We start from the raw sequence: 17,326 nt of genomic DNA, 5'->3' as shown, positions 1-17,326 counted from the left end.
GCGTCGTTCCGTCGGAAAGGAAACGGCGCTCGGTACCAGAGGGCGAGGTTCCGAGGCAAACCCCATGGCCCTCCCCGTGACAAACCCCTATAGTACCGTCTAGTCATCATTTTACGGGGACACGGTGAAAACCAAGCCCTTCACGCTGCTGGTCGTCGATGATTCGCAGGCACTGCTGCCCCACCTGGTGCGCACGCTCGGCCCCGAGGACTTCGCCCTGCGGGTGGCGCGCTCGGGGCCGGAGGCCCTGGGGCTGACCCAGGAGGTAGACGGCGTCCTGCTGTGCCCCGGCGAAGCGAGCCCCGCCGAGGCCCACGCCCTCCTGGAGGCGCTCACCCCACCCGGCCCCACACCCCGGCCTCCGGTGGTGGTGCTGGCCCCCCCGGAGGACAAGGCCCTGAGGCTCGCCGCGCTGAGGCGGGGGGCTGAGTTGATTTTGACCCCCTGGGACGAGGAAGAACTGCGAATCCGGCTCTACCGGAGCCTGGAGACGCACCAGAAGTGGACAGAACTCCACTCCCAGGTCGAGGAGCTGCGCCGGCTGGCCGTCACGGACGGGCTCACCCAGGTGCACAACCACCGCTACTTCCAGGAGCGGCTGCGCGAGGAGTTCCGGCGCGCGCAGCGCTACGACGAGAGCCTGTCGCTCATCCTGGTGGACCTGGACCACTTCAAGAACATCAACGACGCCCACGGCCACGGCGCGGGCGACCGGGTGCTCCGGGAGGTGGCCGCGTCGCTCCAGCACAGCGTGCGTGAAACCGACCTGGTGGCCCGCTACGGCGGCGAGGAGTTCGCCATCCTCCTGCCCTGTACCCACCTGCCGGGAGCCCTCACCGTCGCGGAGCGCGTGCGCAGGGGCATCAGCGACCTGCATGCGGGGCCGGAGGGGGCCCTGCGCGTGACGGCCTCGCTGGGCGTCTCCAGCTTCCCCCACCGCGCCATCCTCACGCCCGAGCAGCTGCTGCTCACCGCCGACGAGGCCCTCTACCGCGCCAAGCGCGAGGGGCGGGACCGCATCTGCCTGCACCCGCCCGCCCCCCTGTTTTCGGCCCCGCCCTCACGGGTCGGCTGACCCAGGGGTCATGCACCCAGGGTCTGATTTGACCCGTTTGGGGGTGGTGGGTCTATGATGACCTTGCCCCTTTTTGTCAGGTCTTGGAAAATGGACGTGATTCCCGGGGTTTATCCAAATCTCTGGTTTGGCAAGGCCATTGCAATTGTCCAAACCCGGAAAGTCCATGGGAACCCTGGTGGCACAAGCACAAGCGCAGGACCCGGTCGCCCGAGGGCGGCTGCTGCTCGTGGACGACGAGGAGAACATCCTCAAGTCCATCCGGCGGGTGCTGCGGCGGGGTGAGTGGGACATCGAGACGGCGACGGACGCGGAGGCCGGCCTGCGCACGCTGGAGCGCTTCCACCCGGAGGTCGTCATCTCCGACTTCCGCATGCCGGGGATGAACGGGGTGGAGTTCCTCACCCAGGTGAAGCAGCAGGAGCCCCGGGCCCAGCGCATCATGCTGACGGGGCAGGCGGATCAGCAGGCCATCGAAGAGGCCATCAACCGCTCCGAAATCTTCCGCTTCATCTCCAAGCCCTGGAACGACAGCCACCTGGTGCTCACCGTCAAGAGCGCCTTCGAGCAGCACGCGCTCCAGACGGAGAACGACCGGCTCTACCGCGTCACCCAGGAGCAGAACGCGGAGCTGAAGCGGCTCAACGCGGACCTGGAGGAGCGCGTCGCGGTGCGCACGCGGCTGCTCTCCGCGGCCAAGCGCGAGTGGGAGCTGTCCTTCGACTGCATGGAGACGCCGCTCGCGGTGGTGCGCGCGCGGGACTTCGCCGTGCGCCGCGCGAACGTGGCCTACGCGCAGGTGGCGCGCCGCTCCATTGAAGAGGTGCCCTCCGACGTGCCGTGCCACCAGTACCTGTTCGGCCGGGACACGCCGTGCGCGGGCTGCCCGCTGCCCTCCGCGATGGAGAGCGGCAAGGGCGCGCGCGGCGAGGTGCGCGAGGGCGGGCGCAGCTACGTGGTGGCCGCCTATCCGTTCGCGGGCGACGACCGCGCGGTGTGCACCTACCGCGACGTCACGGAGGAGCAGGCGATGACGCGCCGGCTCATCGAGACGGAGAAGATGGCGGCGGTGGGGCAGCTGGCGGGCGGCGTGGCGCACGAAATCAACAACCCGCTGGGCGGCATCCTGGCCTTCGCGCAGCTCATGTCGCGCGACGCGGGACGCAGCGGCAGCGACCTGGAGTCGCTGAAGCTGATTGAAGAGAGCGCGCTGCGCTGCAAGCGCATCGTGGAGAGCCTGCTGAAGTTCAGCCGGCACAGCCGCGTGGAGGACCGCCGCCTCTTCGACGTGTCCAAGTGCGTGGAGGACGCCGCGGTGCTCTTCCGCGCGCAGCTCAAGTCCATGCCCCGGGTGGAGCTGAAGCTGGGCCTGAAGGACGGGCTGCCCAAGGTGTACGGCGACGCCGGCCAGCTCGCGCAGGTGGTGCTCAACCTGCTGCAGAACGGCCTGTACGCGCTGCCCGAAGGCACCGGGCGCCTGTCGCTGGAGACGGGCCGCGAGGGCGACCGGTGCTTCTTCGCGGTGACGGACACCGGGACGGGCATCGAGGAGCGCCACCTGCCGCGCATCTTCGAGCCGTCCTTCACCACCAAGCCTCCGGGCGAGGGCACGGGCCTGGGCCTGTCCATCGCCTACCGCATCGTCCAGGACCACGGGGGCACCTTCCAGGTGGACACCCACGTCGGCGATGGCTCCCGCTTCACCGTCTTCCTGCCCATTCCCCTGCAGCTCGAGAGGTTGCCGTGAACCAAGTCAAGCGCGCCAAGGTCCTCGTCGTGGATGACGACTCCGTCGTCCTCAAGGCCGTCACCCAGATCCTCCAGCGGGAGGGGCACCCCGTCGTCGCCATTGACGACGCGGTGGAGGGGCTCGCGGCGGCGAAGGACCCGTCCATCGACGTGGTCGTGCTCGACATCAAGATGCCGCACCTGTCCGGCATGGACCTCTTGCGCGCCATCAAGGCGGACCGCCCGGACGTGGAGGTCATCATGATGACGGCCTTCGCCACCGTGGAGACGGCGGTGGAGGCGGTGAAGGCGGGCGCGTACGACTACCTCACCAAGCCCTTCGAGAACATCGACGAGGTGAGCCTCACGGTGGCCAAGGCCGCCGAGCGCAAGTCCCTCAAGGACCGCACGCGCGCGCTGGAGGAGGCGCTCACCGCGCGCAGCCAGTTCGAGGACCTCATCGGGCAGTCGTCGCAGATGCGCGCCGTGTTCAAGCTGGTGGAGACCGTCAGCCACTCCACCGCCACGGTCCTCATCCAGGGTGAGAGCGGCACCGGCAAGGAGCTGGTCGCGCGCGCCATCCACTACCGCAGCGCCCGCCGTGACAAGCCCTTCGTCGCCGTCAACTGTTCGGCGCTGACGGAGACGCTGCTGGAGAGCGAGCTGTTCGGCCACGTGAAGGGCAGCTTCACGGGCGCCACGGGCAACAAGAAGGGCCTCTTCGAGGCGGCCGACGGCGGCACCATCTTCCTGGACGAGATTGGCGACGTGCCCCCGGCCACCCAGGTGCGCCTGCTGCGCGTCCTCCAGGAGGGTGAGGTGAAGCGCGTGGGCGCCAACGAGCCCGTGAAGGTGGACGTGCGCGTCATCGCCGCCACGCACGTGGACCTGTCGCGCGCCAAGGAGCAGGGCAAGTTCCGCGAGGACCTGTTCTACCGGCTCAACGTCATCACCATCGACCTGCCGCCCCTGCGCGACCGCCCGGAGGACGTGCCGCTGCTCGCGCACCACTTCCTCAAGGTCTACACCGGCAAGGCGGACAAGAAGGTCAACGGCATCACCCCCCGCGCCATGGAGGCCCTCACCTGCAACCGGTGGACGGGCAACGTGCGCGAACTGGAGAACGTCATCGAGCGCGCGGTGGTGCTCACCGCCAACGACGCCGTCGACGTGGAGGACCTGCCGACCGGCTTCCAGGCCGCGCCCCAGGCCGACTCGGCGGTGGAGGTGTTCAGCCTGGCGCACCTGCCGTACGCCCAGGCCAAGCGCCTGGCCATGCGCGCCTTCGAGCGCCGCTACCTGTCCGCGCTCCTGGAGAAGAACAACCACAACGTGTCCAGCGCGGCGCGCGCGGCCGGCGTGGACCGCTCCAACTTCCGCCGCCTGCTCAAGCAGTACGAGGTCGCCGGCCGGAGCATGAAGCCCCGGCAGACCAAGGGGCCGGACTCGGACACCGGGCCGGGCGTGCCCGTGCTCGAAGCCGTGTCCTGACGCTGTCGCCCCCTCGCGGGAGGACGGCACCTCAGCCGTCCTCCCCGGGTTCGCGCTCGCCCTTCGCCTCGCGCCGGGCGGCGAGCTGCTGCTGGATGGTCTCGTAGCGCTCGGACAGCTCCGCCTCGAAGCCGTTGCGCGTCGGGGTGTAGAAGCAGCGGGCGCGCAGCGCTTCGGGCAGGTAGTCCTCCGGGACGTAGTTGCCCTCGAAGTTGTGCGGGTACTTGTACCCGCCGCCGTAGCCCAGCGACTTCATCAGCTTCGTGGGTGCGTTGCGCAGGTGCATGGGCACCGGCAGCGCGCCCTCCTTCGTCACGGCCTCGCGCACGGCGGCGTAGGCGGAGATGACGGCGTTCGACTTGGGCGCCAGCGCCAGGTACGTCACGGCCTGGGTGAGGGGCAGGGTGCCTTCGGGCAGGCCCATGAGCTGGAACGCCCGGAGCGCGTCCACCGCCACGCCCAGCGCGCGCGGGTCCGCGTTGCCCACGTCCTCCGACGCGAAGATGACCATGCGGCGGAAGAGGAAGACGGGGTCCTCGCCCGCCTCCAGCATGCGTGTCATCCAGTAGAGCGCCGCGTCCACGTCGCTGCCGCGCATGGATTTGATGAAGGCGCTGACGACGTTGTAGTGCTCCTCGCCGCCCTTGTCGTAGAGCAGCAGCTTCTGCTGGAGCGCCTCCTCCGCCACCTTGCGGTCCACCTGGGTGCCGCCGTGGGCGGCCGCCGCCTCCAGCGCGGTGAGGGCCTTGCGCGCGTCGCCTCCGGCCGCGTCCGCGATGAAGTCCAGCGCCGCGTCGTCCACCGTCACCTTGCCGCCCAGGCCCCTGGGGTCCGCCACCGCGCGGCGCATCACCGCGACCAGCTCCTCCTGCTCCAGGCCCCGCAGGGTGATGACGCGGCAGCGGGACAGGAGCGCGGCGTTCACTTCGAACGACGGGTTCTCCGTGGTGGCGCCAATCAGCGTGACGGTGCCCTTCTCCACGTGGGGCAGGAGCGCGTCCTGCTGGGACTTGTTGAAGCGGTGGATCTCATCGATGAAGAGCAGCGTGCGCTGGCGGTGGAGCTTCCAGCGATCCTGGGCGCGGGCCACCGTCTCGCGGATGTCCTTCACGCCCGCGAGCACGGCGGACATCGTCTCGAAGGAGGCCCCGGTGGAGCGCGCGACGAGCTGGGCGAGCGTCGTCTTGCCCGTGCCCGGCGGGCCCCAGAGGATGAGGCTGGGCACCTGGTCGTTCTCCAGGGCGCGGCGCAGGAAGCGCCCCTCGCCGGTCAGGTGGTCCTGGCCCAGGTACTCGGAGAGGGTGGTCGGCCGCATGCGCTCGGCGAGCGGCGCCAGGGTGGCCGTTTCCTTCTGGCTGGCGTGGTCGAACAGGTCCATGTCGTCCCTGAACCTAGCGTCCCGGATGCCTCCGCGCCCTCCCCATGTCCCCGGGGGATGTCCGGCGTCGGGCAGGTGCGTCATTTCCCTTGCACCCCCGGCTGGCCGCCTGGACTAGAACCCTGGGGGCGTGCAGACCCTGGTCATCGTCGCGAAGCGAGACACCCCGCAGGCCGTGGCCCTGGCGGCGGAGATCCATGAGCGCTACCCGAACCTGACGGTGCTGGCGGACCGTGCCCTGGCGCATGCGCTGAACTGGCCGCGCGTGGAGGACCGGGACCTGGCCGCGCGCGCGGACGCGGTGGTGGTGCTGGGCGGCGACGGCACCCTCATCTACGCCGCGCGCCTGCTGGGCGGGCGCAACGTGCCCATCATCGGCGTCAACCTGGGCAGCCTGGGCTTCATGACCGAAGTGCCGGTGGAGGAGCTGTTCACCCGGCTGGCGGACGTGCTGGCGGGCGACTTCCACGTGGACTCGCGGATGAAGCTGTCGTGCCGGCTGATGCGCGGCGGCAAGGTCCTCATCGAGGACGAAATCCTCAACGACGTGGTCATCAACAAGGGCGCGCTGGCGCGCATCGCGGACCACGAGACCTCCATCGACGGCGTCCCCATCACGACCTACAAGTCGGACGGAATCATCCTGGCCACGCCGACGGGGTCCACCGCGTATTCGCTGTCCGCGGGCGGGCCCATCGTGCACCCCTCGGTGGACTGCACCATCCTGTCGCCCATCTGTTCGCACGCGCTGACCCAGCGCGCCATCGTGGTGCCGGCGGACCGCACCATCCGCATCACGTTGAAGAGCGAGACGGCGGACACGTACCTCACGCTGGATGGGCAGACGGGCCACTCGCTGCAGACGGGGGACTGCATTGAAGTGGTGCGCTCGCCCAACCGCGTGGGCCTGGTGCGAAACCCCCGCGTGGCCTTCTTCACCATCCTCCGGCAGAAGCTCCACTGGGGCGAGCGCTGAGCGCTGCTCCAGGGTGGGGCTCCCCTCGCGGCGCGGGCGTGGAGTACCCTCCCGCCCCGTGACGACGGGTGCGCACACGACGCGGTTCGGGAAGTACGAGTTGCAGGAGCGCCTGGGGGCGGGCGGGATGGCGGTGGTGCACCGCGCGCGCTTCACGCTGGCGCCGGGCGTGTCGCGCGCCGTGGTCATCAAGCGCGTGAGGGACCCCTACGCGCAGGACCCGGCCTTCGTGGAGATGTTCCTCAACGAGGCGCGCATCTCCATGGGCCTGAGCCACGGCAACATCGTCCAGGTCTTCGACTTCGGGCAGGAGGAGGGGGAGTACTTCCTCGCGATGGAGTGGGTGGACGGGCAGCCCCTGTCGCACCTGCTCAAGCGCTCCAGGCTGAAGGGGCTTGCGCACCTGCCCGCGCCGCTGGCGGTGGGACTGGTGGTGGAGGTCTGCAAGGGGCTGCACCACGCGCACACCCGCCGCGACGAGGAGGGCCGCCCGCTGGGGCTGGTGCACCGCGACGTGTCGCCGGACAACGTGCTCGTCAGCTACGAGGGCGAGGTGAAGCTCGCCGACTTCGGCATCGCCAAGGCGCAGCTGTCGGGGCGGCCGGAGACGCAGGTCGGCGTGGTGCGGGGCAAGTACCTCTACTTCTCCCCGGAGCAGACGCGCGCGGAGCCGTTGGATGCGCGCTCGGACGTGTACACGGCGGGCGTGGTGCTCTTCGAATTGCTCACCGGGCGCCGGCCGGTGGAGGGGGACGCGCACGCGGTGATGGATCGCATCGCCCGGGGGCAGCTGACGCCCGCGCACCAGTACGTGCCGGAGCTGGATGCCGCGCTCGCGTCGCTCCTGTCGCGGGCGCTGGCCCTGCGGCGCGATGACCGCTTCACGAGCGCGGAGGACTTCCAGCGCGCCCTGTCCGAGTGGCTCGCGAACCGGGCGCCCCTGTTTCCCTCCTCCACGCTGCGCCACCTGATGGGGTGGCTGTTCGAGGAGGAGCTCAAGCTCGCGGGCCAGGAGCCGCGGATCCCCGCGTCCTTCCTGCGCCAGGTGGGCATCTGGACCGGGGAGGACGGGCCGCGCGGCCCGGAGGAGCCCGCGTCGGCCTCCTCGGTGCACCGCGCCCTGGAGTCGACCGAGCAGGTGGAGACGGGAGCCGTGGCCCCGGTGGCGTCCGCCGAGTCCGGCCCGCGCGGTTCGGTGCCCGTCTGGGTCTGGGGGGCGCTCGTGGCGGTGGCCGTGGTGGCGTGGGGCGTCTGGCGCGCGGTGGCACCGGAGCCGCTGGTCCCGTCCGTGCGCAGGCTCCAGGTGGTGACGACGCCGCCAGGCGCGCAGGTGCGCTGGGATGGCGTCCCGGTGGGGATGTCGCCGACCGTGCTGGAGGTGCCCTCCGGGCCCGCGTCCCACCGGCTGGAGCTGCTGTTCGTGGGCTACCAGCCCTGGACCACCACCGTCTCGGCGTCGGCGGTGCCCGAGCGCGTGCAGGTGACGCTGGAGCGGCTGCGCCCGGAGCCGCCGCCTCCCCCATCCGTCCCAGGGGGCGTGAAGGGGGAGGAGTCGGTCCCCGGGAGCAAGGGGGGACCGGCTCCGGCGCCCCGGGGCATGAAGGGGTTCGTCTACTACTGGAACGACCGTCACCCGGAGGCGAGCGCGTCGTACCTGGTGGGCATGAACCAGCTCCGGCGCGGCAACGCGATGCAGGCCCGTTCGGACTTCAAGCGGTGCCTGGAGCTGGATGAGGCCTCCGTGCTGTGTCACCTGGCGCTGGGGCGGATGGGCGCGCGGGCGGGGAAGGCGAAGGAGGCTCGCGAGCACTACCAGCGCTACCTGGATCTGGAGCCGCAGGGCGACGACGCGGCCGAGGCCCGCCGCTACCTGTCGGGCGGAAAGAAGGGCCGGTAGCCCGGCGTCCCGCCATGTTCCTCGTCCTCTCCAAGGTGTTGGATCTGCTGCTCTCCCCGCTCACCTGGGCGCTGCTGCTGGGCGTGGGCAGCCTGCTGTGGCGCAGGCGCGCGCGCGTGTCGGTGGGGCTCCAGCTCGCAGCGCTCGCGGTGCTGTACGCCTTCTCCATCGAGCCCGTGGTGGCGCTGCTCACGCGCGCGACGGAGGGCGGCGCGGTGAGCACGCTCCAGCCGGAGACCGTCTACGACGCGGTCATCCTGCTGGGCGGCGGGCTGGACGCGTCGGCCACGGAGCGCTCGGGGCAGCCGGAGTACAACGCCGCGCCGGAGCGCATCATGCGCGGCTTCGAGCTTCTGCGTGACGGCCGCGCGAAGCAGGTGCTGCTGTCGGGCGGCACCCTGGACGCGAGGCCGGAGGCGGTGGTGGAGGCGGACGTGCTGGCCCGGCAACTGGAGCACTGGGGCATCGCGCCCGAGCGCATCGTGAAGGAGGGCCGCAGCCGCAACACCCGGGAGAACGCGCTCAACGCCGAACCCCTGGTGCGCGAGCACGGCTGGAAGTCGCTCCTGCTGGTGACGAGCGCCGCGCACCTCCCAAGGGCGGCGGGCTGCTTCGCGGCGGTGGGGCTGCGGCCGGACACGCTCGCGGTGGACGTGCGCTCCTCGCCCATTCCGCCGGGCCGCCTGAGCTGGCTGCCGCGCGCGGGCGGGCTCAGCCAGAGCACGGACATGCTGCGCGAGCTGGCGGGGCGGGTCGTGTACCGGCTGCGCGGGTGGACGACGCCGTAGCGCGCCGTCGCTACTTCATCGTCGGAGGCGCGCGCAGGCCCCCCCGCGGCGCGCCCCGCAGGGCGATGCGGCCCTGGGGCTTCGCGCGCGGCATGGGCTTGCCGGTGCTGAAGGCCCCGGCGAGCGCGTCCCACGGCGACGGCAGGCCCCGGCTCACGGGCAGCTCCTTGAACATCGTGTAGCCGTCGTTGCCGGAGGCGATGAAGCTCAGCGTGGCCAGTCGGTACACCGCCGCGTCGTCCAGCATCCGGCCCCGCACCTCCACCCGCGTGACGCGCTCCCCTGGGGGCTTGCGCAGGTCGTAGGTGAAGCGCAGGCCGGACACCTGCGGGAAGCGGCCGGGCGGCTTGCCGTCCACGCTGCTCAGGCTGACGCCGTTCTCCAGCGCCGCGCGCAGCGTCGTGCCCGTCACCTCCAGCATCACCAGCTCATTGCGGTAGGGCATGAGCGAATACAGCTCCCGCCGCGTCATCGTCCCCGCGGGCAGCACCCGGTCCGCGCGCACGGCGCCCCCGTTGACGAGCGCCACGTCCGCGCCCGTCGCCTCGCGGAACGTGTCCGCCAGGAACGAGCCCAGGTTCGTTTCGCCCAGCCGGTTCTGCGCGCTGCGAGCATCCAGCGCCACCGGGGAGCGGCCGATGCGCTCGGCCAGCGTGGCGAGCAGGGGCGCGTAGGGCTGCATCTGCGCGTTGAAGGCCGCGTCGTCCGGCACCTTCGCGGTGATGGGCACCACCTTCCACGCCAGCTTCTTCACCGCGCCCGTCTTCGCGTCCAGGTCCAGCGTGAGCCGGCCCAGGTCCACCGCGTCCTCGTCCAGCTTGAAGATGGGCGTGCCCGCGACGGTCTCCTCCACGCGGTCGTGGTCGTGCCCGCCGATGATGACGTCCACGCGCACGCACTTCGCCAGCTCCCGGTCCTGCTCCACCGCCAGGTGCGTGAGCGCCACGACGAGCTGGGCCCCGGCCGCGCGCACTTCGTCCACGGCGCGCTTCGCCGCCTCGCAGAACGGCGTGATGCGCGTGTCCGGCCCCGGCCTGGACGACGTCTGCGTCTCCGGCAGCACCACGCCGAAGATGCCCACCTTCACGCCGCCCACCTCGCGCAGGTCCCACGCCTTCATCCCGTCGAACACCTGGCCGGACTTCACGCTCATCACGTTGGCGCCCAGCCACGGGAAGCGCGACTGCTGGAGGCGCGCGCGCAGCACGTCGTCCCCGAAGTCGAACTCGTGGTTGCCCACGACCGCGTAGTCCACGCCGAGCGCGTTCCACGCGTCGATCATCTGCCGGCCCTTGAGCGCCTCGCCCTCCACCTCCGCGGAGGACTCCACCGACGGGGAGAGGGTGTCGCCCGCCATCAGCGTGAGGACGTTCGGGGACTCCTTCAGCGCCTGCTGTCGCAGCGTGGCCACGCGCGACAGGCCGCCCCGGTTCTGGGACGTGGGCTGGAACTGGTACACGTCGTTGAGGTGGAGCAGGGTGAGCCGGACGGTGTCCCCCGTGGCGGCGGGCTTCGGCGGAGCCGGCGTCGGCGCGGCGGCCCCCGCGGAGTGGGCGGCCAGCACCAGTGCGAGCGGCAGGAGCGCGGCCCGGGCGCTCACGGTCATCTTCATCATCGGGGGTCGTTCTCTTGCGGGGGCACGGGGGAGCGCCAGTCCCACTCGGCGTAGCGCACTCGGCGCATGAACGCGAGCAGGCCGGGCATGGCGCAACGCGCCAGATGCGCGTCCATCTTCCCGGAGGAAGAAGGGCATCCAAACGAACGCGCGCTCCCTGCTCAGACCGTGTAGCGCCGACCCTGCACCAGCGGTTCGATGACGCTCGTGCTCGCGTCGAAACCGTCTGGGTAGTGGATGAGGCGCATCTTCGCCCGCGTGGCTTCCGGCAGCGCGGCCAGCTTCTCGTAGGGCGTGTGCACGCCGTAGTTGGTCTCGTGGATGACGAGGTCCGCCTCCGACAGCCAGGCGATGAGGCCCTCGTCGAACGCGGTGTCCGCGCTGTAGCCCAGGCACCGGCCCCCGGCGCGGATGCGGAACGCGGTGGTGGGCACGTGGTGGTAGGTGAAGCGGCACTCGATTTCGAAGGGCCCGTGGCGCACCGAGCGCTCCAGGTGCAGCGGCGTGTGCGTGAAGTAGTCCTCGAAGTGCTTGTGGCTGGGGCCGGCGCCCTGCTGCTCGATGAGGCACTCCATGCCCGCGGCCAGGTGGCCATCCCAGAGGCGGCGCGTGACGCTCGGGTGCGCGAGCAGCTCCATCTTCCGGTGCAGCACGAAGAAGGAGAAGTAGGCCAGGCCCTCCAGGCCGGAGGCGTGGTCCGCGTGCAGGTGCGTGAGGGCCACGGCGCTGACGCGGTCCACGTCCAGCGCCACGCCGGAGGACTCGGACGCCTCGCGCATCATCTTGCGGATGGGGTGCGGGCAGTCCAGCAGCAGCACCTGGTCCTCGGCCTCCAGCGCCAGGCACGACGAGTAGTACAGCGCGGAGAACGCGTCACCGACGCCGAGGGGGACGAAGGACAGGCTCATGGGGGGCTCCGGAGGGAAGACGTCAGCCGCTCGCGCAGCATCGCGACGACGGCGGGAGGGCAGAAGGCGGACACGTCCTCGCCGCGCGCGATGCGCTCCTTGAGGGCGCTGCTGGACACCTCGGCCAGGTGCGCCTCGGCGGGCAGGAAGAGGGTGGACAGCTCGGGCGCGAGCGCGCGGTTCATCTGCGCGAGCTCCGTCTCGAACTGGGCATCGGTGGCGCCCCGCACGCCGCGCAGGAGCACGCTCGCGCCAATCTCCCGCGCGAGCTCCACGATGAGCCCTTCGGTGTGCGTGACGGTGACGTTGGGGTGCCGGGCCACCGCGCCTCGCACCAGCGCCACCCGCTCTGAAGCGGTGAGCAGCGTGTGCTTGTTCGGGTTGACCGCCACCACCACCACCACGTGGCTGAAGAGGCGCGCCGCCTGGCGCACCACCGACAGGTGCCCCGCGGTGACGGGGTCGAAGCTGCCGGCATAGAGCGCGATGGTCATCACGACACCCCACGAACAGTCCCGGCCGTGGGGGCCCGGAAGGAAGAAAACCGCCACGACGGTCCGCCCGAGCGCTTCATGCGTCCTCCCGCGAGCCCGCCCCGGCCGCGTCCAGCAGCCCCGCCGCCATGCGCTTCACGGTGCCCGCCGCCGAACCCGGGGGCACGAGCCCCGGCGCGCTCGCGGAGAGCACGAAGTAGCCCTGCATGGCGGCGAACAACCCCGCGGCCAGGGGGCGCGCCCGGCGCCGGCCCACCACCGCCGCCACGAGCGCCTCCAACTGCTCCAGGTCCGCCCGCACCACGGCTTCGTAGGCGACGCGCACCTCGGGCTGGCGGATGGCCTCCGCGCTGATGGTCACCCAGCCCGCCACCGCCGCCACGTCCGAGTCCGGCCCGGTGGCGAGGAACGCGTCCACGAACGCCTCCACCCGCCCCCGTGCGTCGTCCGCCGGGAGCCTGGACACCCGGGCCGCGAAGCGCTGCCGCGCGCGAGACGCCAGCGACTGCACCAGCGTGAGGAGGATCTCCTGCTTGTCCTCGAAGTGGTAGTGGACGAGCCCCGCGCTCAAGCCCGCCGCCCTGGCGATCTCCGCCACCGACGCGCCCTCGTAGCCTCGCTCGGCCATGGCCTTGAGCAGCCCGGCGACAATCTGTTCGCGGCGCGCTTCGGTGTTGGAGGGACGGGGCATGGGGGTTGTTTCTAGGTTGTGTGACCAACTTATAAACAGCGCCAGCGCGGACGTCAACCCGACCCGGGGGCGGGCGGGCCGGGGCCTCAAGGCCGGGGAGCGCCTAGAGCGACAGGAGGGACGTCACCTTGTCGTGCCCCAGCCGCTTGGGGCCCTCCAGGAAGTCGAGCGTCATGAGGAAGCTGAAGCCGACGAGCTGCCCGCCCAGCCGTTGGACGAGCCGGGCGGTGGCGTCGGCGGTGCCGCCGGTGGCGAGCACGTCGTCCACGATGAGGATGCGCTCGCCCTGGAGGATGGCGTCCTCGTGCATCTCCACGCCGTCCGCGCCGTACTCCAGGGAGTAGCGCTCGATGATGCGGCGGTGGGGCAGCTTGCCGGGCTTGCGGGCGGGGACGAAGCCCGCGTCCAGCGCCAGCGCGATGGGGGCGCCCAGGAGGAAGCCGCGCGACTCCACGCCCACGACCTTGGTGATGTGCTGGCCCCGGAAGGGCGCCGACATGGCGTTGACGACGCGGCCGAAGAGGCGCGGGTTGGCCAGCATGGGGGTGATGTCCTTGAAGACGATGCCGGGCTTGGGGAAGTCCGGCACGTCGCGCAGGACGGCCTGGAGGTCAGGGACGAGCGTGGGGTCGAGCGACATGGGGAAGCCTCCGGGAGGAGCGACGGTCCGTGCGGGTGTCCCCGTCCGTGGGGGGCCGGGAAGGCCCGGGAAGCCCGCGGAGAGGAGCGGCCGGCCCGGCGGGCCCCTGGACGGGGGCGCCTGGGGGGAGGGGCCGGAAAGCCGGGGGTCTGGGACGGGACCAGGACATGGCGGACGTTGATGATCTCACAGCTTCGCGCAGGCGGACGTCATCCGCCGGCGGACGCCCTGTTTTTTTCCCGCGCGCGGGGAAGCCTTCGCTGTGTTAAGCGAGGCGGTTCCCCCCGACCAAGGCCAAGGAGTCTGGGGCATTGCAAGCCGTGCAAACCACCGCCGACACCCGAGACCCTCTCTCCCCGCAAGACGGACTGTGGCTTCGCGCCCTCAAGGCCGAGGTCCAGCCCCCCACGTTCAAGAAAGGTCGAGAGGTGGCCGAGGGCCGCCGCGTATTCGGCCTGACACGTGAGCCCGAACGCATCCGCGCGCAGGTCGCGGCTCCGACGGGCGAACGCTACGACGTGGTCCTGATGCCGGCAGAGGGGAAGGTCGTTTCTTCCTGCACCTGCCCGGTGTGGAACACCACCGGCCCGCACTGTGAGCACGTCGTCGCCGCGGCGCTCATCTACGCCGCGCGCTTCCGACCGCCGCCACCGCCCCAGAAGGCCGCGCCGCCGCCGCCCCCTCCTCCGATGCCGGAGGAGGACGGGATGCACGCGGACGACGAGGTGGAGATCCCCAGCGACACGCCGGGGATGGAGGGCGTCACCCTGCCCGCGCTCGCCAAGGTGGAGAGCTGGCTGGGCCTGTCGTCGCTGCCGGACTACGAGTTCCTCTACCGGCTGACCCCCGCGAACACGAGCACGGGCGGCTCCAACGGCCGGCACTGGGTCGTGGACGTGCGCCGTCAGGACGCGCAGACCAAGGGCCCGGTCCACGTCAAGCGCCTGCTCCAGACGGGCAGCCGCATCGCGCCCCCGGACGAGCGCATCTTCATGGTGCTGGCGCGGCACGAGCAGCGCTACGACTCGCGCATCGTGCTGTCCGACGAGGACCTGGTGGAGGTGCTGGAATTGCTGCGCCAGCGCCGGGTCATCTACCGGGGCACGCCGCTGGTCTACATGGACGCGCCCGTGCGTCCGCAGATCCACCTGGAGTCGCGTCCGGACGGCGCCACCGCGCAGATCGAGCTGCTGTTCCCGGACGGCGTGGGCGCTGCGCTCAAGGACGTCATCGTGCTGGCGGGGCGGCGCACCTGGGTCATCCAGGCGCAGAACCTCCACCCGGTGGAGCCGGACTTCCCGCCGCGCCTGCTGCGCAAGTGGCTGCTGGAGCCGTCCATGGCCTTCCCGGCCGGACAGCTGGACCGGGTGCTGACGTTCTTCGCCGCGCACCTGCCGCGCTTCCGCATGTCGCTGAAGGCGGACGACATCGAGGTCGACGAGGCGGTGGAGCCGCGCTTCGTCCTCACGCTGGAGGGCGCCGCCGAGCGCGTGAAGGTGCAACTGGCCGCGCGCTACGGCCAGACGACGGTGGCGGTGTCACCCAACGCGACGCACCTGGGCTACGCCAGCGGCGTCGGCGAGGACGCCCGCAAGTTGTACCGCCGCCGCGACGAGGTGGAGCGCGCCGCGGGCAAGCTGCTCTTGGACCAGGGGATGCGCTTCGACGTGCCCACGCTGGCCTTCGAGGCGACGGGCGACGCGGCGCTGGAGTTCTGGGCGCGGGGCCTGGCGGGCCTCCCGGCGGAGTGGGAGCGCTACGGCGTCACGGCCCCCAAGGTGCGGCTGCGTCCGAAGCTCAAGCCGCGCATCCGCGTGGGCATGAGCGGCGTGCAGTGGTTCGACCTGGACGCGGAGTTCGTCACCGACGATCAAGCCGTGGACCTGGGCGCCATCCGCATGTGGCTGGACTCGGGGCGCAAGTTCGTGCCCCTCAAGGACGGCTCCTTCGCGGAGGCGGACACCGCGGAGATCAAGCGCGTGGCGGACCTCCTGGAGGAGGCCGGCGCCATGCCGGGCCGCACGCGCACGCGGCTGCCGCTGCACCAGGCGGTGGCGTTGGACCTGCTCGCGGACCTGGGCGAATTCACCGAGGTGGAGTCCAAGGCGCGTCAGGCCATGCTCGCGCTGCGCGAGACGGCGGGCGTGCCGAAGGTCTCCGTGCCGGAGGGACTCCAGGCCACGCTGCGCCACTACCAGGAGGCGGGCCTGTCCTGGCTCTGGTTCCTGCGCCGGCACGGGCTGTCCGGCATCCTCGCGGACGACATGGGTCTGGGAAAGACCATCCAGTCCCTGAGCCTGATGCAGAAGGTGGCCAACGAAGAGGGCCACAAGCCGTCGCTGGTGGTCGCGCCCACGAGCGTGCTCGCCAACTGGGAGCGCGAGGCGGAGCGCTTCACCCCGGGCCTCAAGGCCATGGTGTGGCACGGGCAGGACCGGCGCGAGCGGGCGGAGGACCTCAAGGGCATGGACCTGGTGCTCACGTCGTACGCGCTGGTGCGCCGCGACCTGGAGCAGCTGTCCCAGGTGGGCTTCCGCTACGTCATCCTGGACGAGGCGCAGAACATCAAGAACGCGGACAGCGCCACCGCGCAGGCGTGCAAGTCGCTGCCCAGCGAGACGCGCCTGGCGCTCACCGGTACGCCGCTGGAGAACCGGCTGTCGGAGCTCTGGAGCATCTTCGACTTCCTGATGCCCGGCTTCCTGGGCAGCGCGGAGGGCTTCAGTGACCGCTACGAGCAGCCCATCCAGGTGGCCAACGACCCGACCGCGAAGGACCGGCTGCGCCGCCGCATCCAGCCCTTCATCATGCGCCGGCTCAAGACGGAGGTGGCCAAGGACCTGCCGCCGAAGACGGAGAGCGTCGCGTGGTGCGAGATGGAGCCCGGGCAGGCCGCGCTCTACCGCGAGGTGCTGGAGGAGAGCCGCCGCAAGGTGAACGACTCCATCGAGAAGGTGGGCTTCAAGCGCAGCCGCGTGTCCATCCTGGCCGCGCTGATGCGCCTGCGGCAGGTGTGCTGCGATCCGCGCCTGCTCAAGATGCCGCCCGGCACGCTGCTGCCGTCCAGCGCGAAGCTCGAGCGCTTCATGCAGCTCGTGGAGGACCTCATCGCGGAGGGCCACCGCGCGCTCGTCTTCAGCCAGTTCACGGAGATGCTGGAGCTGCTGAAGCAGGAGGCCGACAAGAAGGGCATGAAGTACCTGTACCTGGACGGTCGCACCAAGGACCGCATGGGCAAGGTGGACGAGTACAACCGCCCGGACGGGCCGCCGCTGTTCTTCATCAGCTTGAAGGCGGGCGGCACCGGCTTGAACCTCACCGCGGCCGACTACGTCATCCACTTCGACCCGTGGTGGAACCCGGCCGTGGAGGACCAGGCCACGGACCGTACGCACCGCATCGGTCAGACGCGCGCGGTCATCAGCTACAAGCTGATCACCCGCGGCACGGTGGAGGAGAAGATCCTCAGCCTCCAGCGTCGCAAGCGGGAGCTGGCCGCCGGCGTGCTCGGCACGGACGGGGACGACATGGGCCGCACGCTCACGGAGCAGGACATCCAGGAGCTGTTCACCGAAATCTGATGGGCCCCAGGAGGTGGTGGAAAGGTTGTGGTCCCAACGGGCCCGCCTTCCCACCCGCCCCCCC

The 17,326-nt window shown here is 71.1% G+C and carries 13 protein-coding genes; 7 read left to right on the top strand and 6 right to left on the bottom strand.

The window, feature by feature from the left end:
• Positions 1 to 124: 124 nt before the first annotated feature.
• The 3 genes from OV207_RS25155 to OV207_RS25145 all read left to right on the top strand — a co-directional run bounded on the left by OV207_RS25155 (position 125) and on the right by OV207_RS25145 (position 4,294).
• Positions 125 to 1,075, top strand: a complete 951-nt coding sequence (locus OV207_RS25155; RefSeq protein WP_267557671.1) for a diguanylate cyclase — start codon at positions 125 to 127, stop codon at positions 1,073 to 1,075.
• A gap of 166 nt (positions 1,076 to 1,241) precedes the next feature.
• Entirely contained in the window at positions 1,242 to 2,822 is a 1,581-nt protein-coding gene (locus tag OV207_RS25150; protein ID WP_193347850.1) for an ATP-binding protein, read from the top strand.
• Complete coding sequence (locus tag OV207_RS25145) at positions 2,819 to 4,294, top strand: sigma-54-dependent transcriptional regulator (RefSeq protein WP_267557670.1); 1,476 nt, start codon at positions 2,819 to 2,821, stop codon at positions 4,292 to 4,294. The genes OV207_RS25150 and OV207_RS25145 overlap by 4 nt, the downstream gene beginning before the upstream one ends.
• A 31-nt stretch (positions 4,295 to 4,325) precedes the next feature.
• On the opposite strand, the gene OV207_RS25140 is transcribed toward OV207_RS25145, so the two are convergent.
• The gene (locus OV207_RS25140; protein WP_267557669.1) at positions 4,326 to 5,672 is read right to left on the bottom strand and encodes a replication-associated recombination protein A; all 1,347 of its coding nucleotides are present in this window, start codon (positions 5,670 to 5,672) and stop codon (positions 4,326 to 4,328) included.
• A 130-nt stretch (positions 5,673 to 5,802) separates the two neighbouring features.
• On the opposite strand from OV207_RS25140, the gene OV207_RS25135 reads away from it, so the two are divergent.
• Genes OV207_RS25135 through OV207_RS25125 form a run of 3 tightly spaced genes read left to right on the top strand, consistent with a single transcriptional unit; the run spans position 5,803 to position 9,333 of the window.
• Positions 5,803 to 6,648 (top strand): NAD(+)/NADH kinase, encoded by an 846-nt coding sequence (locus tag OV207_RS25135; RefSeq protein WP_193347853.1) that lies wholly within the window; start codon positions 5,803 to 5,805, stop codon positions 6,646 to 6,648.
• Positions 6,649 to 6,706: 58 nt separating this feature from the next.
• On the top strand, positions 6,707 to 8,545 hold the full coding sequence (locus tag OV207_RS25130) for a protein kinase domain-containing protein (protein WP_267557668.1): 1,839 nt from the start codon (positions 6,707 to 6,709) through the stop codon (positions 8,543 to 8,545).
• 14 nt (positions 8,546 to 8,559) lie between these two features.
• Complete coding sequence (locus tag OV207_RS25125) at positions 8,560 to 9,333, top strand: YdcF family protein (protein ID WP_267557667.1); 774 nt, start codon at positions 8,560 to 8,562, stop codon at positions 9,331 to 9,333.
• Positions 9,334 to 9,343: 10 nt separating this feature from the next.
• Here the strand turns inward: OV207_RS25125 and OV207_RS25120 are convergent, their stop codons facing one another.
• The 5 genes from OV207_RS25120 to OV207_RS25100 all read right to left on the bottom strand — a co-directional run bounded on the left by OV207_RS25120 (position 9,344) and on the right by OV207_RS25100 (position 13,681).
• Positions 9,344 to 10,948 (bottom strand): bifunctional metallophosphatase/5'-nucleotidase, encoded by a 1,605-nt coding sequence (locus OV207_RS25120; protein WP_267557666.1) that lies wholly within the window; start codon positions 10,946 to 10,948, stop codon positions 9,344 to 9,346.
• Between the two features lie 161 nt (positions 10,949 to 11,109).
• Complete coding sequence (locus OV207_RS25115; protein WP_267557665.1) at positions 11,110 to 11,856, bottom strand: MBL fold metallo-hydrolase; 747 nt, start codon at positions 11,854 to 11,856, stop codon at positions 11,110 to 11,112.
• Entirely contained in the window at positions 11,853 to 12,350 is a 498-nt protein-coding gene (coaD, locus tag OV207_RS25110) for a pantetheine-phosphate adenylyltransferase (protein ID WP_193347858.1), read from the bottom strand. Before coaD ends, OV207_RS25115 begins: the two co-directional genes overlap by 4 nt.
• Before the next feature lie 76 nt (positions 12,351 to 12,426).
• Entirely contained in the window at positions 12,427 to 13,041 is a 615-nt protein-coding gene (locus OV207_RS25105; protein ID WP_193347859.1) for a TetR/AcrR family transcriptional regulator, read from the bottom strand.
• Between the two features lie 103 nt (positions 13,042 to 13,144).
• Positions 13,145 to 13,681: an adenine phosphoribosyltransferase gene (locus OV207_RS25100; protein WP_267557664.1), complete on the bottom strand. Its 537-nt coding sequence runs from the start codon at positions 13,679 to 13,681 to the stop codon at positions 13,145 to 13,147.
• Between the two features lie 311 nt (positions 13,682 to 13,992).
• Here OV207_RS25100 and OV207_RS25095 point away from each other — a divergent pair, with 311 nt between their 5' ends.
• Positions 13,993 to 17,262, top strand: a complete 3,270-nt coding sequence (locus tag OV207_RS25095; RefSeq protein WP_420715259.1) for an SNF2-related protein — start codon at positions 13,993 to 13,995, stop codon at positions 17,260 to 17,262.
• Positions 17,263 to 17,326 lie beyond the last annotated feature (64 nt).

It is taken from the genome of Corallococcus sp. BB11-1 (assembly GCF_026626625.1).
GTDB lineage: Bacteria > Myxococcota > Myxococcia > Myxococcales > Myxococcaceae > Corallococcus > Corallococcus soli.
The sequence above is the reverse complement of the archived record's forward strand: the minus strand, read 5'-3'. Positions and strand labels throughout refer to the sequence as shown.